Source organism: Flavobacterium marginilacus (assembly GCF_026870155.1).
GTDB lineage: Bacteria > Bacteroidota > Bacteroidia > Flavobacteriales > Flavobacteriaceae > Flavobacterium > Flavobacterium marginilacus.
The window spans coordinates 3959211-3980585 of the sequence record NZ_CP113975.1 but is presented as its reverse complement, the minus strand read 5'-3'; the positions used below and the strand labels follow the sequence as shown (position 1 = coordinate 3980585).

At 35.8% G+C, this 21375-nt stretch carries 14 protein-coding genes; 12 read left to right on the top strand and 2 right to left on the bottom strand.

Going from position 1 to position 21375, the window contains the following annotated elements; all coding sequences use genetic code 11:
• The first annotated feature begins 88 nt into the window (after positions 1 to 88).
• The 10 genes from OZP07_RS16440 to secDF all read left to right on the top strand — a co-directional run bounded on the left by OZP07_RS16440 (position 89) and on the right by secDF (position 18378).
• Positions 89 to 3103: a tetratricopeptide repeat protein gene (locus OZP07_RS16440; protein WP_281635962.1), complete on the top strand. Its 3015-nt coding sequence runs from the start codon at positions 89 to 91 to the stop codon at positions 3101 to 3103.
• 8 nt (positions 3104 to 3111) lie between these two features.
• Positions 3112 to 3975 carry a PhzF family phenazine biosynthesis protein gene (locus tag OZP07_RS16435; protein ID WP_281635961.1) on the top strand — a complete coding sequence of 288 codons (864 nt, stop codon included), beginning with the start codon at positions 3112 to 3114 and terminating at the stop codon, positions 3973 to 3975.
• 45 nt (positions 3976 to 4020) lie between these two features.
• Positions 4021 to 5835: a TonB-dependent receptor gene (locus OZP07_RS16430; protein WP_281635960.1), complete on the top strand. Its 1815-nt coding sequence runs from the start codon at positions 4021 to 4023 to the stop codon at positions 5833 to 5835.
• A gap of 159 nt (positions 5836 to 5994) precedes the next feature.
• Positions 5995 to 6444, top strand: coding sequence for a hypothetical protein (locus OZP07_RS16425; protein ID WP_281635959.1), 450 nt, complete (start codon positions 5995 to 5997; stop codon positions 6442 to 6444).
• A gap of 312 nt (positions 6445 to 6756) precedes the next feature.
• On the top strand, positions 6757 to 7026 hold the full coding sequence (locus OZP07_RS16420; protein WP_194642964.1) for an Asp-tRNA(Asn)/Glu-tRNA(Gln) amidotransferase subunit GatC: 270 nt from the start codon (positions 6757 to 6759) through the stop codon (positions 7024 to 7026).
• Between the two features lies 1 nt (position 7027).
• The gene (locus tag OZP07_RS16415) at positions 7028 to 8425 is read left to right on the top strand and encodes an amidase (RefSeq protein WP_281635958.1); all 1398 of its coding nucleotides are present in this window, start codon (positions 7028 to 7030) and stop codon (positions 8423 to 8425) included.
• The gene (gene gatB/aspS / locus OZP07_RS16410) at positions 8425 to 11775 is read left to right on the top strand and encodes a bifunctional amidotransferase subunit GatB/aspartate--tRNA ligase AspS (protein WP_281635957.1); all 3351 of its coding nucleotides are present in this window, start codon (positions 8425 to 8427) and stop codon (positions 11773 to 11775) included. The genes OZP07_RS16415 and gatB/aspS overlap by 1 nt, the downstream gene beginning before the upstream one ends.
• A 470-nt stretch (positions 11776 to 12245) precedes the next feature.
• Positions 12246 to 14186, top strand: a complete 1941-nt coding sequence (gene gyrB / locus OZP07_RS16405; RefSeq protein WP_281635956.1) for a DNA topoisomerase (ATP-hydrolyzing) subunit B — start codon at positions 12246 to 12248, stop codon at positions 14184 to 14186.
• A 61-nt stretch (positions 14187 to 14247) separates the two neighbouring features.
• The gene (locus OZP07_RS16400; protein WP_281635955.1) at positions 14248 to 15183 is read left to right on the top strand and encodes a malate dehydrogenase; all 936 of its coding nucleotides are present in this window, start codon (positions 14248 to 14250) and stop codon (positions 15181 to 15183) included.
• A gap of 225 nt (positions 15184 to 15408) precedes the next feature.
• Positions 15409 to 18378 carry a protein translocase subunit SecDF gene (secDF, locus tag OZP07_RS16395; RefSeq protein ID WP_281635954.1) on the top strand — a complete coding sequence of 990 codons (2970 nt, stop codon included), beginning with the start codon at positions 15409 to 15411 and terminating at the stop codon, positions 18376 to 18378.
• 104 nt (positions 18379 to 18482) lie between these two features.
• On the opposite strand, the gene OZP07_RS16390 is transcribed toward secDF, so the two are convergent.
• The gene (locus tag OZP07_RS16390) at positions 18483 to 19376 is read right to left on the bottom strand and encodes a LysR family transcriptional regulator (RefSeq protein WP_281635953.1); all 894 of its coding nucleotides are present in this window, start codon (positions 19374 to 19376) and stop codon (positions 18483 to 18485) included.
• Positions 19377 to 19479: 103 nt separating this feature from the next.
• Here OZP07_RS16390 and OZP07_RS16385 point away from each other — a divergent pair, with 103 nt between their 5' ends.
• A complete protein-coding gene (locus tag OZP07_RS16385; RefSeq protein WP_281635952.1) occupies positions 19480 to 20073 on the top strand; it encodes an NAD(P)H-dependent oxidoreductase in 594 nt (197 codons plus the stop codon).
• A gap of 2 nt (positions 20074 to 20075) precedes the next feature.
• Complete coding sequence (locus OZP07_RS16380; RefSeq protein ID WP_281635951.1) at positions 20076 to 20366, top strand: putative quinol monooxygenase; 291 nt, start codon at positions 20076 to 20078, stop codon at positions 20364 to 20366.
• A 63-nt stretch (positions 20367 to 20429) separates the two neighbouring features.
• Here OZP07_RS16380 and lgt read toward each other — a convergent pair whose 3' ends face one another.
• Positions 20430 to 21359, bottom strand: coding sequence for a prolipoprotein diacylglyceryl transferase (gene lgt / locus OZP07_RS16375; protein ID WP_281635950.1), 930 nt, complete (start codon positions 21357 to 21359; stop codon positions 20430 to 20432).
• Positions 21360 to 21375: the final 16 nt, after the last annotated feature.

Genomic DNA, 21375 nt, shown 5'->3' with positions numbered 1-21375 from the left:
GTGAGGAAAAATAATTTATAATAAAAACGTCTCGGCTTCCGTTATAAAATCAGAATTAAATATCTTTGATTGACTAAATAAAACAACAATGCGTATACCTATCAGGCTTTTTTCATTCCTTTTTTTTGTTCCAATAACCTCTCTGTTTTCTCAGCAATCGACCGTTTATACATACTCATTAAAAGACTTCGACAAAGCGGTTTCATTGTATGAAGATCAGCAGTATGCGTCGGCACAAATTATTTTTAAACAGGTAAAAGAGAAAGCTACGACCGAAGGATTACAGTCTGATTGTGCTTACTATATTGCCAATTGTGCCATTCGTACCGATCAGGATAATGCCGAAGAACTTATTAATCGTTTTGTCGAAGAATACCCGTCAAGCCGAAAACAAAATCAGGCTTTTATCGATGTTGCCTATTACTATTTCGACCATAAAGAATATAAAGAAGCGATGCACTGGTTTGAAAGAGTGGATGAAAGTGTTTTGAAGGACAGTGAAAAAAACAAATTCAATTTCCAAAAAGGATATACTTATTTTGATGCCAAAAATCCAAAAAAAGCAAAAAGTTATTTCAGCAGAGTAACCGATTCTGATGAATATGGCACACAAAGCAAATATTATATGGGTTTCATGGCGTATGAATCTGATGATTATGCCGAAGCTAACAAACAATTCGATCAGGTTTCTGGAAATGAAAAATATGCTGAGAAATTATCCTATTACAAATCAGATATGAGTTTCAAGGCTGGAGAGTTTCAAAAAGCTATTGATTTAGGTATTAAAGCAATGTCAAAATCAACTCCCGAGGAAAAATCAGAATTGAATAAAATTATCGGCGAAAGCTATTTTAACTTAAAACAATATGATAAGGCAATTCCTTATTTGGTGGGTTATAAAGGTAAAAATGGAAAATGGAACAACACCGATTTCTATCAGTTGGGATATGCGTATTATGTGCAGAAAGATTATGAAAATGCCGTTTCGCAATTCAATAAAATTATTGATGGGAATGATTTCATAGCGCAGAATGCTTATTATCATTTGGGTGAAAGTTATTTGGAATCTGGAAAAAAACAGCAGGCTTTGAATGCTTTCAAGAATGCCTCGGAAATGAATTTTAATCTGAAACTGCAAGAAGATGCGAGTTTTAATTACGCCAAATTAAGTTATGAAATTGGTAATTCGTACCAGACTGTTCCCGAAGTTTTGCTGGCTTTTATGACTAAATACCCAACGAATCCTAATAATAATCTGATAGAAAAATTATTGATTGACTCTTATATTTCGTCCAAAAACTATAAGGAAGCATTGGTTTTATTAGAAAAAAATAAAACTTCCGAAAATAGAGCAGTTTACCAAAAAGTAGCTTTTTACAGAGGATTGGAATTGTATACTAATAGTGATTATTTTGGTTCTATTGCAATGTTCGAAAAAGGATTGAAAGAACAGAAAGATGCTGTAATTACTGCCCGCACCACTTTCTGGAAAGCCGAATCCGAATATAATTTGGAAAATTTCAAAGACGCTTTAGCAAGTTATCAGCAGTTTGTGGATTTGCCAAAAGCGAAAGAAACGGCTGAGTTCAAAAACATTAATTACAATATTGCCTACGCCAATTTCAAATTGAAAGAATATGATACCGCAGGTGATTTTTTCCAAAAACAAATAGAAAACAACAAGGCAGATAAATTTCGTCTGAATGATTCGTATCTGCGCTTGGCCGATTGCCGATTTGTAACGACTAAATATCAGGTGGCTTTGGATGCCTACATTAAGGTAATTGAATCTAAAAGTGTCGATGCCGATTATGCGTATTTTCAAAAAGCGCTTTGCTATGGTTTCCTTTTGAAAAACAGTAAAAAGATCGAAGAACTGAATGCTTTTTTGACATTATATCCAAAATCAGATTATCAGGACGATGTTTTATTTGAACTTGGAAATACGTATGTAGCCGAGAACAAACAAGACTTGGCGATTAAGGCTTATGATAAATTAATTACAGGTTTTAAAAGCAGTTCTTATACGTCAAAATCTATTTTGCGTCAGGGATTGATTTATTATAATTCGGATAAAGATGATCTGGCTATTGCCAAATTTAAAAAGGTAGCTTCTGAATTTCCAAAAACTCCCGAAGCCTATGAGGCCGTTGCTACAGCCCGCTTAATTTATGTAGATAATGGTAAAGTAGATGAATACGCTAGTTGGGTAAGAACATTGGATTTTGTCGCCGTTACCGATTTGGAATTGGATAACGATACTTTTGAGGCGTCCGAAAAACAGCTTGGGCTGGGGAATAACAAACAGGCGATTTCGGGATACAGTGGTTATATTTCCAAATTTCCAAATGGAGTCAATATACTGAAAGCTAATTTTCAATTGGCACAGCTGTATTTTACTGAAGGTTCAGAGAGCAAATCGATTCCTAATTATGAATATGTAATCAGTCAGCCACGATGCGAATACACCGAACAGTCTTTGGTGCGATTGGCGCAGATTTTTTTGAAAGCTAAAAATTGCGACAAAACTATTTCTGTTTTGACCCGTATTGAAAATGAAGCCGATTTTCCGCAGAATAAAACTTTTGCGCAGGCGAACTTGATGAAGTGTTATTACGAAACCAAGAATTATACAAATTCAGTGGTATATGCTGATAAAGTTCTGGCTAATCCAAAAGCGGAAGAAAATGTAAAAAGCGACGCTCAGATTATTGTGGCACGTTCAGCAATGCAGACAGGTGATGAAGCGAAAGCCAAAACCGCTTACGCAAAATTAATGACCGTAAGCAAAGGAGAATTATCTGCAGAAGCATTGTATTATGACGCTTATTTTAAAAACAAAGACGGGAAATTTGAACTTTCGAATACTGCGATTCAAAAATTAGCCAAAAATTATTCGAGTTACCGTTATTATGGAGCCAAAGGTTTGATCTTGATGGCAAAAAATTACTATGGCTTGAAAGATAGTTATCAGGCAACTTATGTTTTGGACAATGTAATCGAAAATTTCACTGATTATCCGGATGTGGTTGAAGAAGCAAAAACAGAATTGAATAAAATAAAAGCAGAGGAGTCCAAAACAAATTCATCAATAACAAAATAGAAAGCAGTATGAAATTACCCTTTTATATAGTAGATGTTTTTGCTGAGGGAAAATATGTTGGGAATCAACTGGCAGTTTTTTTGAATGCCGATGGTCTGGATGCCGAAACGATGCAGAAAATTGCCCGCGAAATAAACTTTGCCGAAAGCACTTTTATCACTGCCATTCAGCCCGAAATGAGCAGTGCATCGATCCGTATTTTCACTCCTGAAAATGAAATGCAGTTTGCAGGCCATCCGGTTATAGGTACTTCTTGGGTTTTGATGAACAAAATAATAAAAGACCAGCCCCGTAATCTGAAACTAAAAGTTCCTATCGGTGAGATTCCAGTCCAGCAGTCCGGAGAATTGGTTTGGCTTCAGGCAGCACAGCCTCAGTTTTGGGATGTTTTCCCTAAAGAAGGACTGCTGTCATTCTGTAATTTAAGCCTTGAAGATTTTAATGATACATTACAAGTTCAGGAAGTGACCACGGGAAGCGCGTTTGTAATTGTGCCTCTCAAGAGTAAAAAAGCATTGGAAAATTTAAATCTGGAATTAATTAAAATGAAAGAATGGCTCTTGGCAAACTGCAGGACAAATCATAGATCACTGTATTTCTATTGTTTTGACGAAGGAAAGATTTTTAGCAGGATGCTTTGTATAGAAAATAATCAGATTACGGAAGATGCAGCTACTGGAAGCGCCAGTACCTGTCTGCAGGCTTACCTTTTGAAATATCATTTGCCGAAAATCAAAATTGTCAATCATCAGGGAGATTTTATAAGCAGACCTTCGAGTATTTATTTTGACGGGGAATTGTCGGGAGATTATTTTGATATTAAAATTGGAGGTAAGACCCAATATATTGCAAAAGGAGAATGGGAAGTCTAGGGACGAAAGCAGAATTCAGAAGTTAGAAATTAGAAAATACAAAAGATGAAAATCAGAAACATAAAAACATTCATAAATAAATTATCAGCGTCCTTAACTCCCTCCCCTTCGGGGAGTGCTGGGGTTGGGCTTCTTTTTTTATTACTTACTCAATTTTCATTTGCTCAGGATAAAAAGGATAATATTGGCACAGAAGTCGTGAATGTAGTAAAACCATATACGCCTACAATTTCGGATGCTTTCAAGGTAAAAGAAGTTCCAGCGAGCATTAATACTGATGAAAATGCTAAAAAAGAAAATGTAAATTATTCGATTCTGCCTTTTCCGGTTGCTTCGACATTTGCTCCCGCCAAAGGAAATGCACAAGGCGTGGAAAAAGGAAAACAGGAACGTTTGTTTAAGAATTATGCAACGCTTGGTATTGGAAATTATGGGCGTTTGAATGCAGAATTATACGTAAATGAAGATCTTAATAACAATGAATATGTAAGCGGAATGTTTCGCCATAATTCATCTCAAGGAGATATTAAAGATGTGCTTCTTGACAATTTCTATTATGATACCAAAATTGATTTGATGTATGGTTCTGATGAACAGGATATGACATGGAATATAAAAGCAGGCTATCAAAATCAGATTTACAATTGGTATGGATTACCTGCTAATTTCGGAAGTACTTTGACACCGCCGGCAGATATGGCTCTGATTTATGGCATAAAACCGCAACAATCTTATAATACATTAACTGCAGGCGGTTCCATGGCTTTTGAAAATGGAATTCTAAATGATGTGACTATTGATTTTACACATTTTACAGATGATTTTAGTTCAGCCGAGAATCGTTTTTTGCTGGCTCCGACTTTTAAGTTTGACGTTATGGACGAAGCCATAAAAACAAAGATTTTTGTCGATTATATTGACGGAAGTTTCAAGAAGGATTATTCGGGAACTAATACTGCCGATATTAAATATGGCTTTACTAATTTAGGAATAGTACCGAGTTTCGTGATGAAAAGAGATGATTGGACGATTGATATTGGTGCAGGCTTAGTATATAGTGCGGGGAAAGATAACACCAGCAGTAAGTTTTATGTTTATCCGTCAGTTAAAGCTTCGTATAATGTAGTGAGTGATTTGATGATATTTTACGCGAATGCAATTGGTAATTTACAGCAGAACACCTATAAAGATTTTGTAGATGATAACCCTTATGTTTCGCCTACGTTGAATATTAAACCAACGAATGAGCTGTTTGATATTCAGGCGGGGTTAAAGGGAAAATTGGCGAGTACTGTGAGTTATGACGTAAAAGCATCCTATATACATGATGAAAATAAAGCATTGTTTAGAAGTAATAATTATACTGAAAAGGACACGAACGCTAATTATGGATTCGGAAACTCATTTAAAGTAGTGTATGATGATTTGACAACAATGCGTTTTTATGGCGAAATAAAAGCCGATTTAGCCAAAGGTGTAACCGTTGAAGCTGATGTAACAGTGAGCAGTTATACGAAAAAGTCAGAGCAGGAAGCATGGAATTTACCAGAACTTCAATTGAATGGTAAAGCAGATTTTATGATTACTGATAAATGGTTTGCAGGTGTGAATCTGTTTTATGTTGGCGAGCGTAAAGATTATCAGCTGAATACCGATATTGTTTATGTTACTGCTCCAAGCCCAATTACACTTGATGGTTATTTTGATTTGAATGCCAATGTGCGATACAAACATAATGACAGATTTACTGCCTTTTTGAAAGCCAATAATATTTTGAATAATGACTATCAAAAATGGCTAAATTATCAAGTTCAGGGCTTTCAGGTAATGGTTGGAGGAAATTATAAATTTGATTTTTAAACTTTTTAACCACTAAGTAATCACTAAGGTCACAGAAATTAATTTTAAAACTTTGTGAACCTTCTGCTTTCTTTGTGCATCTTTGTGTTTAACTTTTTTAAAGATTAAATAAAAATCTGCGGAAATCAGTTTAATCCGTGTTATCCGCGTGCCATCATTATGACTTTCAAACAAAAAATACACCAATATTACCTACAACTAGTTCAGGATCGAATCGATGCTTTTTGCGACATGATTGTCGAATTGACCGAAGATTCTAAGAATGATGCTAAAGGCTCAGCAGGCGATAAACACGAAACGGCTTTGTCGATGATGCACATTGAGCAGGAAAAAATCAATCACAAACTGAAAGAAGTTTTGGCTCAAAAAAAAGTTCTGGACAAAATTGATCCTGCTACAATTGCCAAAACCATTATCGTCGGAAGTTTGGTCAAAGCCAACGGAATTTATTTGTATCTGTCTTTGGCTTTGCCAAAAATCAATATTGAAGGAATTAATGTCATTGCACTTTCTCCGCAATCTCCGCTGGGAAATAAGTTAATGGGGAATACTGTTGGTTTTACTTTTGAAATTAACGGAACGAAGTATTTGATTGAGAGTGTTGAATAAAATCAGCTTTAAATCTCAGTTGTTTAAAATCATAATTTGCGACCCGAGCGATAGCTAATAGGCAAAGCAATTTGCGGTGAAAAAATAATAACCGCGAATTCGCAAATGTTTTTATATGTTTCTTTAATATTTTGGCATTTTGCTCGGAATATTTCACAACACCATCATATATTATAACAAAATTAAACATAATGTTAAATCGATGTGTTCTTTCGTAGAAAACCGTTCAATTCATTAAAAAATAGAAATCCCTAAAAAAACTTTTTGTAATTTCGCGAGCTTAAAAGTTTGACTTTAAAACTACGTAAAATTATGAGTAAAATAATGACAGTCGACATCTTGTCGAGTATTAAGGGAGCACAGCCTTCGGAGAGCGTGAACAAATTATTTGATGTGATTAAAAATGCAAATTCATCAAATGATAATTCCTTAAATAATGTCAATCGTAATTGTGTGTCAGTAAATAATTTAAGAGAAGATGTTGTGATAGAGAGTTCGGCTATTGAGAAACAGATTATTTTAGAAAATTTCCCGAACAAGAAAAATGGTTTTTTAGTGGTTGCAAAAGTTATAGAAGGATAAAATGGATTCTCAGATAAAAAAAATACACCAGCAATTGGTGTCAAAACAGATAAGCTGTACGGCTCTTGTACAGGAAAAATTAGACTTACTTAAGCAAAATACATACAACTCTGTAAACTCAGTTTTAGATACTTTGGCGCTGGAATTAGCTTCTAAAGTAGATGCTAAAATTGCAAACGGAGAAACAATTGGTCTGCTCGAAGGGATTCCTTTTGGTATTAAAGATGTATTTATGGTGCAGGGAACTTATACGACTGCAAGTTCTGATTTGCTAAAAAATTATAAATCACCATACACAGCTACAGCTATTCAAAAATTATTGGATGCGGGTGCTATTCCGTTGGTAAAAGAAAACTGCGACAGTTTTGGTCACGGATCATCTAGTGAAAATACTATTTTCGGTGCTGTAAAAAATGCAGTTGATCCGGCTTTAGTTGCCGGTGGTTCAAGTGGAGGTTCTGCGGTAAATGTTGCCAAAGAATATACTGTTTTCTCAATTGGCGGTGATACTGGAGGTTCTGTTCGTCAGCCTGCCGGTTACAATCATATTTATGGTTTGAAACCAACTTATGGAAGAATTTCAAGATATGGTTTGATGGCGTACGCTTCTTCTACAGATTGTGTTGGTCCATTGGCAAAATCAATTGAAGACATCCGAATCGTGCTGAATGTAATGAGCGGAAAAGATCCAAAAGATCAAACTTCTATTGCTTCAAACGAAATTAGTGAAGAAGCAATCGCAACTTCAACTGTGAAAAAGGTAGGTTATTTTAAAAACTTTATCGAAAGCGAAGCAATTAATCCTGAAATAAAAGCCGATTTCTTAGCAAGTATCGAAAAGATAAAAGCTAAAGGAATCGCCGTAAAGGAATTGGATTTCTTTAAATCAGATATTTTGGTTTCGACTTATTATACTTTGGCAATGGCCGAAACAGCTTCGAATTTATCCCGCCTTGACGGAACAAATTATGGTAACCGAATTGAAGCAGAAAACTTAATTGAAACCTATGCAGTAACGCGTTCTGAAAACTTTTCGGAAGAGACGAAACGCAGAATTGTTGGTGGAAACCAAGTATTGTCTCAAGGTTTTTCAGATGAAATCTATTTGAAAGGACTGGCTTTGAGAGATCAGATTTCGGAGAACTTCAGTAAAGATTTCGAAGAAGTAGATATTATTTTATCTCCGGTTACGCCAGCATCTCCTCCGAAAATTGGAGACAGTTTAAAAGATCCGCACGCAATGTATTTGTCGGATGCTTATACGGTTGGTTTTAGTTTAGGACAATTGCCAACTTTAACAGTGCCACAAGGGACAATTACAGGACTTCAGGTTACTGGAGCAAAAAATAATGACGAATTAGTGATGCAGTTTGCTAACTTCTTAAAAGATACAATATAATGGAATTGGAACAATTAACATCGGCTTTAAAAGCCCACGATTTAGAATTGGTAATCGGACTGGAAACTCACGTTCGATTGAATACCAAAACCAAGTTGTTTTGTTCTTGTCCAAATCAAGAAATTGAAACACCTAACCAAAATATATGTTCGGTTTGTACCGGACAAATGGGGGTTCTGCCTGCCGTAAATAAAGAAGCAATTACAAAAGCGATTTATTTTGGAAAAGCGGTTGATTCGTCATTCAGCAATGAAATTATCTCTTGGGACAGAAAGCACTACGAATATCCGGATAACCCGAAAAATATTCAGATTACGCAGTTTCACAACCCGATAATTCCTGACGGACACGTTTCCTGCTACCGAAATGACGGTACGCAGTTTACGGTAAATTTAACTCAGGTTCATATCGAGGAAGATGCAGCCAAATTGATGCACGAAAAAAAGATTTCGTTAGTCGATTTTAACAAAGCGGGAGTGCCGCTGATTGAAATTGTAACAGAACCTTGTATTCGTAATATTGAGGATGCGTCAACTTATGCGCAGTACATTCAGCGTATTGTTCAGAACTTGGGAATCTCAGAAGCTAATTTGGAGAAAGGGGAATTCAAATCGGATGTTTCTGTGTCTTTGCGCAAAAAACACAGTTATGATTTGAATCCAAGAACGGAAATCAAAAACTTGAACTCGTTTAAGTTTATGGTGGAAGCTTTAAAAGAAGAAGTGGAGAAGCAATTTAATTACTTTATAGAAAACAAAGAGTTTCGACCTGATCAAACGACGGTGCTTTGGGATGCTGATTTGAAGCAGACTAAAACAATGCGTAAAAAAGAATTTGAAGCGGATTACCGTTTTATTTCGGAACCAGATTTACCTTTTGTAAACATTAAAGCCGAAATTGAAGCGATTAAAGTAGATACAAGTGCTTTGCCTTTTGCAGTGGAATCCATTCTGATTAATGGAGGTGTATTGCCACAGGATGCTAAATTTTTTACTGCAGATGCGATACGTTCCAAAACATTTGTAGAAATAAATAGCGAAATTAAAGACCCTTCGTTTGTTGCTAAAACTTTGGCTAATAATATAAAGGCTGAAGAGTATGCTGAAATTCATAGTGTTGCTCAGTTAACCGATATTTTTAAATTATTTAAAGCTGAAAAAATTACAGCGGTTTTAGTCCAAAATGCGATTACTGGTTATTTAAAAGATCGAACTTTTGATTACAACAAGTATTTTGAAGAAAACACGATTTCCGAAGATAAAATTCAGGAAGTTATTGCTAAAGTAATTGCAGAAAATGAGGCTGTTGCCAATGATATTGCTGCAGGAGATCAAGGAAAAGCAGGTATTTTGGTTGGTAAAGTTTTAGGGATTATTGGAAAAGGAGCTAACGGAAAAGTAATCCGCCAGATTATTTTAGATAAATTATCTGCAGGGACAAATCGCGATTTGTCCGTGGATACAGCAGGGACAAGTCGCGACTTGTCCGTACCATCATCCATATCAAATTCAGAATCGAAAGGAATTCAGGAAGAGGTTTTGCCTGAAATTCCGATTATTGTAAAAGATATTTACAGAACGCATAAAATCTCGCAATTATCAGAAGAGAGCATCAGTCAGGAAGTGATGTTGTCCGGATGGGTGGCGAGTGTTCGTGATCACGGTGAATTGATGTTCATTGATTTGCGTGATTCAAGTTATGAAATTTTTCAGGTTCGTATTAGTAGAGAATCGTTTCCCAATATTGACGAGCTGGTGAAATTAAAACCGGAATCGGTGATTTCTGTAACCGGTAAAGTGGTTGGACGTAATGAAGACGACTACAATGCAGGATTGCGTACAGGTAAAATTGAATTAGAAACTTCGGTATTGGAGATTTTAAACCTGTCTAAAACATTACCTTTTGAAATTAAAAGAGCGGCAAAAACAAATGAAACAGTTCGTTTTCAATACAAGTTTTTGGATCACAGAAATGATGAGGTAAGAAGAGCGATCGTGAATCGTCATAAAGTAATCAAGTTATTGCGAGACATTCTTGATGAAGAAGAATTCTTGGAAATCGAAACTCCAATTTTGAGCGCAGGAACCGATGAAGGTGCACGTGAATTTATTGTTCCGTCGCGTAAGCAGGCTGGAGCATTTTACACGCTGCCACAAGCGCCGCAGCAGTTCAAACAGATGCTGATGGTAAGCGGTTATGAGAAATATTTCCAAGTAGCACGCTGCTTCAGAGATGAAGATTCCCGTGGAGACCGTCAGCCGGAATTTACGCAATTGGATATTGAAATGGCCTACGCAAGTATGCAGCAGATTATCGATTTGAACACTAAAATGTTTAATGAAGTAGTTAAAAAGATATACGGAAATAAATGGGTTTTGAAACCATTTGAAGTGATTACCTATAAAGAAGCAATGGATTTCTACGGCTGTGACCGGCCAGATTTGCGTTACGGTTTAAAAATGCAGGATATTACCGATATTGTAAAAGATACTACTTTCCAAGTATTCAGCAAGCCAATTGAAGAAGGCGGAATCGTAAAATGTATTAAGGTTTCGGCCAAAGAGCAAGGCAATAAGCGTATGTCTAAGGGGCAGATCGAAAACCTTACCGCGATTGCACAACAGCACGGTTTGGGAGGGTTGGCTTATATTATTGTAAACGAAGATGAATTACAGTCGCCAATTATTAAATTCTTAGGTGAAGATATCGCTGCCGGAATAATAAAAGCGACCAATGCAGAAGTGGGAGATATTGTATTCTTCTCGGCAGCAGATTATGCAACAGCTAACAAAGCGTTGGATGCTGTTCGTCAGGAAATGGGTAAAATGTTACATTTGATTAATTCAAAGGAATTGCGTCCGGCTTGGGTGGTTGATTTCCCAATGTTTGAAAGAACTGACGAAGGAAGATGGACATTTACACACAATCCGTTCTCTATGCCGGCTGTTTATGATTTGGAAAAACATATGAAAGGTGATGACAGCGAAATAGGAACGATTATCGCACAGCAGTATGATTTAATTCTGAACGGCTACGAAATTGGTGGAGGGTCAGTTCGTGCACACAAATCGGAAATTCTGGAAGCAACTTATAGAAATATGGGGTACAACAAAGAAGAAATGATCAAAAGTGTTGGAACCATGTATAAAGCATTTCAGTACGGCGCACCGCCACACGGAGGAATCGCTTGGGGTATCGATCGTTTAATGATGATTTTGGAGAAAAAGACGTCTATTAGAGAAGTTATGGCTTTCCCGAAAACCGGAACCAGCGACGACTTATTATTTGGAGCGCCAACACTGCTTTCGGATAAAAAAGTGGAAGAAATGAATGTTAGAATTATTAGATAGTTTTTAATCTATATATTTTTTAAAAAGGGTTTGTATTGAAAAATACAAACCCTTTTTTTATGGCTTGAGACCTGACAGGTTTTTAAAACCTGTCAGGTCTGATTTAGACAGCTACATTTACTGGAAAAAAAGCAAAAATGTTGATTTTTAGCCCCGATAGAAACGAAAATCCTTGTGGACTGGGGTTTAGTCCACAAGATTGAAGTGAATAGCGGGAGGATTCTTGTAAGAAAGTACAATGTTCTGCTTCAAAAAAGAATAATCAGACTTAGGCTGTTGGGCAGAAATTGCATTTTGGGTTTGATTTTTGTAATTGAATCTGGTTTTTTTGTTGATACTGGAATTTAAACAGATATTTTCGTCTTTTTGTTAATAACTTAACAACTTAATATGTGATTTTAACCATTAAATCCTTTATGGTTTCTTATATTTGTTGTTAGACGAAAAACACATTTTTTAGATTAAATTATATGAGCGAAGAAATTAAGAAGGGCAATTATTCAGCAGACAGTATCCAAGCTTTAGAGGGAATGGAGCACGTGAGAATGCGTCCATCGATGTACATTGGAGATGTAGGTGTAAGAGGGTTACATCATTTAGTTTATGAAGTAGTAGATAACTCTATTGATGAGGCAATGGGAGGACATTGCGATTCAATCCGTGTTGATATCAATGAAGATGGTTCTATTACAGTTGAAGATAACGGCCGTGGTATTCCGGTAGATTTACATAAAAAAGAAGGGGTTTCTGCACTTGAGGTTGTAATGACTAAAATTGGTGCGGGAGGTAAATTTGATAAGGATTCTTATAAAGTTTCCGGAGGGCTTCACGGAGTTGGGGTTTCCTGCGTAAACGCGCTTTCGGTTCATATGAAATCGACTGTTTTTAGAGAAGGCAAGATCTATGAGCAGGAATACGAAAGAGGAAAGGCAATGTATCCGGTAAAACAAATCGGTGAAACTGATAAAAGAGGTACGCAGCAGACTTTTTACCCTGACCCGATTATTTTTACGCAGACAACAGAGTTTTCATACGATACGCTTTCGGCCCGTATGCGTGAGCTGGCTTTCCTGAATAAAGGAATCACTATTGTTTTTACGGATAAAAGAGAAAAAGATAAAGAGGGTAACTTCGTTTCTGAAACATTTCACTCTACAGAAGGTTTAAAAGAATACATCAGATATTTAGACGGAAACCGTGAGCCGATTATTGCTCATGTGATTTCTATGGATCACGAAAAGGGAGAGATTCCTGTTGAAGTGGCTTTGATTTATAATACCAGTTATGGAGAAAACATTTTCTCTTATGTAAATAACATCAATACGCACGAGGGAGGAACACACCTGCAGGGTTTTAGGACTGGTCTTACAAGATCATTGAAGAAATATGCGGATTCATCAGGGATGCTGGATAAATTAAAGTTCGATATTTCCGGAGATGATTTCCGTGAAGGTCTTACTGCGATTATTTCGGTAAAAGTTGCCGAGCCTCAATTTGAGGGGCAAACCAAAACGAAACTTGGAAACCGGGAAGTGGTTTCTCCGGTGAGTCAGGCGGTGAGTGAAATGATTGAAAATTATCTGGAAGAAAATCCAAATGATGCCCGAATTATTGTTCAAAAAGTAATTTTGGCTGCGCAGGCCCGTCATGCGGCTAAGAAAGCGCGTGAGATGGTACAGCGTAAAACTGTAATGGGCGGCGGTGGACTTCCAGGGAAATTATCAGATTGTTCTGAGCAGGATCCTGCAAAATGTGAGGTGTATCTTGTCGAGGGAGATTCGGCAGGCGGAACGGCTAAGCAAGGTCGTGACCGTGCTTTTCAGGCTATTCTGCCATTGCGTGGTAAGATTTTGAACGTTGAAAAAGCGATGCATCACAAAGTTTTTGAAAACGAAGAAATTCGAAATATTTTCACGGCACTTGGTGTAACTGTTGGGACAGAAGAAGATAGTAAAGCTTTGAATATTTCAAAATTACGTTACCATAAAGTGATTATCATGTGTGATGCCGATGTCGATGGCAGCCACATTTCAACTTTGATTTTGACATTCTTCTTCCGTTTTATGAAGGAATTGATTGAAGAAGGACACGTATATATTGCCGCTCCTCCTTTATATTTAGTTAAAAAAGGAACGAAGAAAGAATATGCCTGGACAGATGTACAGCGCGATCAGGCGAACGAAAGAATGGGCGGCAGTGCTGCTATACAAAGATATAAAGGTCTTGGAGAGATGAACGCGGAGCAATTGTGGGAAACTACAATGGATCCGAATTTCAGAACACTGAGACAGGTTACGATAGACAGTTTGGTTGAAGCAGACAGAGTTTTTTCTATGTTAATGGGTGATGAAGTGCCTCCAAGGAGAGAGTTTATCGAGAAAAATGCAGTTTACGCAAATATCGATGCGTAGTTTTTAGAATGAGCTGTATTTTTCGTTTTTTGATTTGAAATTAATAAAAAAACAAATAAAAATGAAAGTTACCATTGTAGGAGCAGGGAATGTGGGAGCATCCTGTGCAGATTCAATTTCTTATAGAGGAATTGCAAGTGAAGTAGTATTATTGGATATCAGAGAAGGTTTTGCCGAGGGTAAAGCTATGGATATCATGCAATGTGCTACAAACACTGGTTTTAATACCAATGTTTCTGGGGTTACCAATGATTATTCTAAAACAGCTAATAGTGATGTGGTTGTGATTACTTCGGGAATTCCAAGAAAACCTGGAATGACTAGAGAAGAATTAATCGGAATTAATGCAGGAATTGTTAAAACTGTTGCAGAGAATGTATTGGCTCATTCACCAAATTGTATTGTAGTTGTAGTTTCTAATCCGATGGATACAATGACATATTTGACATTGAAATCCACTGGTTTGCCAAAAAACAGAATTATCGGAATGGGCGGTGCTTTAGACAGCTCCCGTTTTAGATATTATTTATCTAAAGCATTGGACAAACCGTCTAATGATATTTCGGCAATGGTTATTGGCGGACACGGAGATACTACGATGATTCCTTTAACAAGATTGGCTGCTTATAATGGTATACCGGTATCTCAGTTTTTATCTCAGGAAGAATTAGATAAAGTTGCTGCGGCTACTATGGTTGGCGGAGCAACGCTTACGGGTTTATTAGGAACTTCGGCTTGGTATGCTCCAGGAGCTTCTGTTGCTTATTTGGTTGACAGTATTTTGAATGATCAAAAGAAAATGATTGCTTGTTCTGTTCTTGTAGAAGGAGAATATGGTCAAAATGATATTTGTATTGGAGTACCTTGTATTATAGGTAAAAACGGTGTAGAGCAAATTGTTGATATCGAATTGAATGATGCTGAGAAAGCAGCTTTTGCTAAAAGTGCTGAGGCAGTTAGAAACATGAATGCTGATTTGAAATCAGTTTTGGTATAATAATTTTCATAGGAAAAAAAGAAGACTGCAATTTTGCAGTCTTTTTTTTGATTTTAATTAATAAATTAATTGGTTAATCTTTCCGTTAATTATATATTTGCTCGGTTTAAAAAAAATGATATAAATCGTGAATCTCTTTTTTGTTTTTCAAAAATGACGTAATGGCTTATTTTATAGGGTTTAAAGCAAAAAATAATAAATAAAAATAATTAATTTTTAGTAGTAATGCAGAATAAAGGACTTATTAAATTTTTCGCAATTCTATTTGCATTGGTAAGTATTTACCAACTTTCTTTCACTTTTGTCTCGAGTAAAGTTAAAAGTGATGCAAAAACTTTTGCTGGCGGAAACCCGGAAAAAGAAGTAAAATATTTGGATTCAATTGGTAAAGAAAAAGTGTTTAGCTTAGGTTTTACTGATTTTACATTCAATGAGGTAAAAGATAAACAAATCAATAAAGGTCTTGACTTAGAAGGGGGAATCAACGTAACTCTTCAGATTTCTGTTAAAGACATTTTGAAAGGATTATCAAATAATTCGAAAAATCCAGTTTTTAATAAATCTTTGGCGGATGCTACTAAAAATCAACAAGGAAATCAGACCTATATAGATGCCTTCTTTGAAGCTTTTGAAGCGAATTCTAAAGGTTCTGTAAAATTAGCATCTCCAGAAATTTTTGCAAACAGAAGTCTGCAGGGTGACGGCGGTGTTACTTTTCAAATGTCAGATGCTCAGGTTCAAAAAGTAATCAAAAGAAAAGTTGATGAGTCTGTTGAAAGTGCTTTTAAAGTATTAAGAGAGCGTATAGACAAGTTTGGTGTTACACAGCCAAATATTCAAAAATTAGGTGAGTCAGGAAGAATTCTTGTAGAGCTTCCAGGTGCTAAAGATATTGACAGAATTAAAAAATTATTGCAGAGTACAGCTCAATTAGAGTTTTGGGAAACATATAAAATTGAAGAAATTGGTAATTTCATCATGGCAGCTAATGAGGCTTTGAAGAAAACTGAAGTTGCTAAAACTCAAACTAAAACTGTTGCAAAAGATTCATTAAGTGCTTTATTGACTGATGCAAAAGATTCTACCGCTACTAAAAAAGGAAATAATCCTATTATAGATAAAATTATTGCTCAAGGCGGAGGACCGGTTTTAGGTCTTTTCTCTCCAAAAGATACTGCTGTAATTAATTCTTATTTTAAAAGAGCTGATATCAGAATTTTGTTAGCCGGTGATCAGCGTTATGCAAAATTTGTTTGGGGAAAACCAACTACTATTAAAGATGCAAAAGAAAAAGAGGTTGAAGCTGTTGAATTATATGCTTTAAAAGGTAATAGGGATAACGTTGCCTCAATGGGTGGCGGAGTTGTAACAGATGCCAGCGATACATTTGACCAATTAGGAAAACCAGCGGTTTCTATGCAGATGAGCAACACTGGTGCAAAAGAATGGGAAGAATTAACAGGAAAAGCATATACTCAAAAAAGTAATATCGCTATCGTTCTTGATGATATTGTATATTCTGCTCCAGGTGTTTCCAGCGGACCAATTGCTGGGGGAAGATCTGAGATTTCTGGAAATTTTGATGTTACAGAAACTAAAGATTTAGCGAATGTATTAAGAGCTGGTAAATTACCGGCAGCAGCTGAAATTATCCAATCTGAAGTGGTAGGACCATCCTTGGGTCAGGAAGCTATTGATAATGGTACTAATTCTGCAGTTATTGGATTGCTTTTAGTATCTCTTTGGATGATTATCTATTATGGTAAAGCAGGCTGGTATGCAAATATTGCTTTGGCAGTCAACTTATTATTTATGTTTGGTATTTTATCAAGCTTGGGTGCTGTGCTTACATTGCCTGGTATTGCGGGTATCGTTTTAACAATGGGTACTGCGGTGGATGCGAATATCATTATATATGAAAGAGCAAAAGAAGAATTAAGGGCCGGGAAAACTTTAGACGAAGCAGTGAAAGCTTCTTACAGCTGGACTGGAGCTATGCGTTCTATCGTTGATGCAAACGTAACCCACATTTTGACTGGAGCCGTGTTATTCATCTTTGGGTCTGGACCAATCAAAGGATTTGCTACTACTTTATTAATTGGTATTATTACCTCTTTATTTACTTCTATTTTTATTGCCAGAATTTTTATTGATAAAAATATTGCAGGTAAAAACGATTTGTCTTTCGTGACTAATTTCTCGAAAAACTTCTTTACTAATTTCCACTTTGATTTCTTGGGAATCAAAAAATGGACTTATCTTTTCTCTATTATTGTTACTATTGTAAGTATTGTATCAATTGCTACACATGGTTTTGATCAAGGCGTGGATTTCGTAGGAGGAAGAACTTTCCAAGTTCGTTTTGCTAAATCTATGGAGCCTGAAGAGGTTAAAGCTGAGTTAACCGCTGTATTTGGCAGTGCCGAAGCTAAAATATTTGGTAAAGACGATCAGTTAAAAATTACGACCAAATATAAAATTCAGGAAACAGGAAGTGCAGTTGACGAAGAGGTGAACAAAATGTTGTACCAGACTTTGAAAAAACATTATGCTGCTGATATGACTTATGATAAATTTGTAAAGACTTTTGACGGTAAAAAATTAGGTATTGTACAAGCTTCAAAAGTTGGACCAACAGTTGCAGAAGATATTAAAACAAATGCTTACTGGGCCGTTTTAGGAGCAATGCTTATTGTAGGTTTATATTTAGTAATCAGTTTCAGAAAATGGCAATATAGTTTAGGAGCTATCGCTGCTGTTGCGCATGACGTTATCTTTGTATTAGGAGTTTATTCATTACTTTGGAAATACATGCCTTTCGGAATGGAAATTGATCAGCACTTTATCGCTGCTATCCTGACAGTTATTGGTTACTCGATGAATGATACTGTAATTGTATATGACAGGGTACGTGAATTCTTGGATGGTAAAACAAAAGGAACTTTTGGAGAAATCGTTAACAAATCGATAAACTCTACAATGTCTAGAACAATCAATACTTCATTAACAATGATTTTTGTATTGCTGATTATGTTTGTTTTTGGTGGAGAGTCTATCAGAGGATTTATCTTTGCAATGCTTATCGGTATTATCATTGGTACATATTCTTCATTATTTATTGCTACTCCTGTTTTGGTTGATACCATTTCTAAGGATGAGAAACATGATGTAGAAGTGAAACATCAGCAGGCATAATAAAACACTAAAGATTAATTATAAAAAAAAGATTCAGTGAAAACTGAATCTTTTTTTTGCTCATTACTGAAAAGTTTATATGTTGTCTTTTTGATAAAAAGCGCCTACATTATTTTTGTAAAAGTATCTTTTATCAATTGTATTTCATTTGTATAAATAGTTTTCTTTTTGCTGGCAAAGTAGAGTGTGTTTTTTAAAGGAGTTTTGCCTTCCCATAGAAGTTTTATTTTTCCGCTTTCTAATTCTGACTTACATAAGAAATCTGGAATTACTGCCAGTCCGGTGCTGTTGCTTAAACAGCGTACTATGGAGTTTAAATTTGGAACAATGTAATTTGGTCTGAAATCGGCATGTTTGTTGAAATTAAGCTGCCAAAAACGTCTTAAATGCTCCATGTCTCCTGTAGTACCATACCATCTTTGCTTTTTTAGCCATTCTTCGATTTTTATGGGATCATTTTGTTTTTTTAAAATATCAAAATCATTCGAATCAGTTTCACTGCCTGCAATTAGAATTATGGTTTCCGATGAGAAAGCCTGATACTCGATAGCATTTTTAGAAATCATCTGCGGCGTGATGATTAAGTCCAAAATACCTTTGTCGAGGTTTTCAATCATTTCCGGATATTCCCCAAATTGAATAATCACATTAAACGGAAAGGTTGCCAAATAGGGTTCTAACGTAATTTGAAAAGTTTCAAAACACATTCCGATGCTGATAGTCGGGGTGTTTTTTTCAGTACTTCGCTGGAAATTTTTTTCGGCTTCTTCCAGTTTGCAAAGTGCATCGGTTATAAAGTTGTAAAGTACTTTTCCTTTTTCGGTTGGAACCATTTTTCGGCTGGTTCTGTCAAATAGTTTATAACCGACATAGCTTTCAAGCGAACTCAAATGCAGACTGACTCCCGGCTGTGAAATAAATAATGCTTCTGCCGCGCCAGTTAAGGTTCCTGTTTTGTAAACATATTTGAAAGTTCGATACCATTCTAGATTTACCATTTCATGCAGTTATTATAATTATGATACAAAGGTATGAATTATGTTATTTTAATAATACTTATTAGTGCCGTAAATTTGTTTCATCGAATTAAATCTAATAAAAATGAAAAAGATATTTATAATAAACGGAGGTCAGAAATTTGGCCATTCAGGTGGAAAATTTAATCGGACAATTGCAAATGCAACTGCAGAATTTTTTCTAAATAATAAAGATTTTGAAGTAAGAAGCACAGATGTAAACGATGAATATGATCCTGCTCAAGAAGTAGAAAAATTTGTCTGGGCAGATGTTATCATTTATCATACGCCGATTTGGTGGTTTCAATTGCCACATGCTTTCAAGAAATATATAGATGTTGTTTTCACCGAAGGTCATGATAATGGTATTTACAAAAGTGATGGGCGTTCCTCTAAAAATCCTGCAGTCAATTACGGAACAGGAGGACTGCTGCACGGCAGAAAATACATGGTAACTTCATCTTGGAATGCGCCGAAGGAAGCTTTTACACTGCCAGGAGAATTCTTTGGAGAAACAAGCGTTGATGATGGAGTATTATTTGGTTTCCACAGAATGAATGCTTTTACAGGAATGGAGCCATTGGAAAGCTTACATTTCCATGATGTCATGAAAGGAGCTAATTTAAACAGCGATTTAGAGATGTATAGAAATCATTTAACGGAAGTTTTTTTGAACTAATTATGGAAATAAATTTGACGGTAATTATTAAAAGTAAATCTGAAAAGAGAGAAGAATTAAAAACAATCTTACTGAATTTGGTAGAGAATTCCAGAAAAGAGGCTGCCTGTCTACAATATGATCTGCATCAAAATATAGAAAATCCTAATGTTTTTATTTTTCATGAGATTTGGGAAAATAAAGAAGGATTGGATCTGCATATGAAACAATTATATTTCGTAAAATTTAGTGAGGTTTCTGATCTGTATTTAGATGGGGAAATGACAGTTTATAGCACTTCAAAATTAGGATAGCTATAAAAAATAAACAGCCACTGAATTTTCAGTGGCTGTTTATAAATTATTATTGAACGTGATTTATATTTCATTCGTCTTTTTTGCAGTAAATACAAAATACAATCCAACTAGTATAAACGGAATACTCAGCCATTGTCCTGTTGATAATACGTTTCCTAAATCGCTTTCAAAGCCTCCCTGGCTCTCTTTTACCGATTCGACTACAATACGTACCGTGAATAAAAGAACTAAAAATAATCCAAATAAAAATCCTGATTTTTTTCTTGCATCTGTTTTCCAATAAAGGAAAAATAATGCGGCAAATACAAAGATATAACAGAATGCCTCATATAACTGCGCCGGATGCTTTGCGGGAACCTGTTGAAGTAAATTTGCAAATTGAGGATTAGCAGCAATAGCGTCGTAGGCATCTTTTGGTGTTGGAAGCTGGGTTGCATTGACTGCCTCTCTTGGACTAAATTGGTCTCTAACAAAACGAACTCCAAATGCAGATGTAGTTTCTTTACCTACGATTTCAGAATTGAAAAAATTTCCTAATCTTACAAAAATAGCACCGCTGGCACAAGGGATAACCACTCTGTCTAATATCCATAAAACAGGTTTGTGGAGTACTTTTTTGCTGAAAAAATACATCGCCGCGATAATTGAAATGGTAGCTCCGTGACTTGCCAGTCCTTGATATCCCGTAAATTGAAATTTGGGAGTGAAACGGAAAGGTAATATTATTTCGGCTAAATTGTTGCGGTAATATTCCCAGTCGTAAAAGAAAACGTGTCCCAAACGCGCACCGACCAAAGTAGCTAACACTGTCCAAACAAATAAAGAATCTAATTTATCGATGGAAATATTCTCTCTTTCAAAAATATGTTTCATGATATACCAGCCCAATCCAAAAGCGATTACAAACATCAGACTGTAATAGCGAATAATGAAAAAACCTAAGTCAATACCTTCAGAAGGATTCCAGATAATGTTTAAAGCGTGTGTCATTTATTTTTTATTTTTT

Excerpts from the sequence above, each read along its gene's own strand:
- OZP07_RS16390 (WP_281635953.1), bottom strand. The coding sequence starts at position 19,376 with ATGGTAAATCTAGAATGGTATCGAACTTTCAAATATGTTTACAAAACA.
- gatB/aspS (WP_281635957.1), top strand. The coding sequence starts at position 8,425 with ATGGAATTGGAACAATTAACATCGGCTTTAAAAGCCCACGATTTAGAA.
- OZP07_RS16415 (WP_281635958.1), top strand. The coding sequence starts at position 7,028 with ATGGATTCTCAGATAAAAAAAATACACCAGCAATTGGTGTCAAAACAG.
- OZP07_RS16430 (WP_281635960.1), top strand. The coding sequence starts at position 4,021 with ATGAAAATCAGAAACATAAAAACATTCATAAATAAATTATCAGCGTCC.
- OZP07_RS16425 (WP_281635959.1), top strand. The coding sequence starts at position 5,995 with ATGACTTTCAAACAAAAAATACACCAATATTACCTACAACTAGTTCAG.
- lgt (WP_281635950.1), bottom strand. The coding sequence starts at position 21,359 with ATGACACACGCTTTAAACATTATCTGGAATCCTTCTGAAGGTATTGAC.
- OZP07_RS16400 (WP_281635955.1), top strand. The coding sequence starts at position 14,248 with ATGAAAGTTACCATTGTAGGAGCAGGGAATGTGGGAGCATCCTGTGCA.
- OZP07_RS16440 (WP_281635962.1), top strand. The coding sequence starts at position 89 with ATGCGTATACCTATCAGGCTTTTTTCATTCCTTTTTTTTGTTCCAATA.
- secDF (WP_281635954.1), top strand. The coding sequence starts at position 15,409 with ATGCAGAATAAAGGACTTATTAAATTTTTCGCAATTCTATTTGCATTG.
- OZP07_RS16435 (WP_281635961.1), top strand. The coding sequence starts at position 3,112 with ATGAAATTACCCTTTTATATAGTAGATGTTTTTGCTGAGGGAAAATAT.
- gyrB (WP_281635956.1), top strand. The coding sequence starts at position 12,246 with ATGAGCGAAGAAATTAAGAAGGGCAATTATTCAGCAGACAGTATCCAA.
- OZP07_RS16380 (WP_281635951.1), top strand. The coding sequence starts at position 20,076 with ATGGAAATAAATTTGACGGTAATTATTAAAAGTAAATCTGAAAAGAGA.
- OZP07_RS16420 (WP_194642964.1), top strand. The coding sequence starts at position 6,757 with ATGAGTAAAATAATGACAGTCGACATCTTGTCGAGTATTAAGGGAGCA.
- OZP07_RS16385 (WP_281635952.1), top strand. The coding sequence starts at position 19,480 with ATGAAAAAGATATTTATAATAAACGGAGGTCAGAAATTTGGCCATTCA.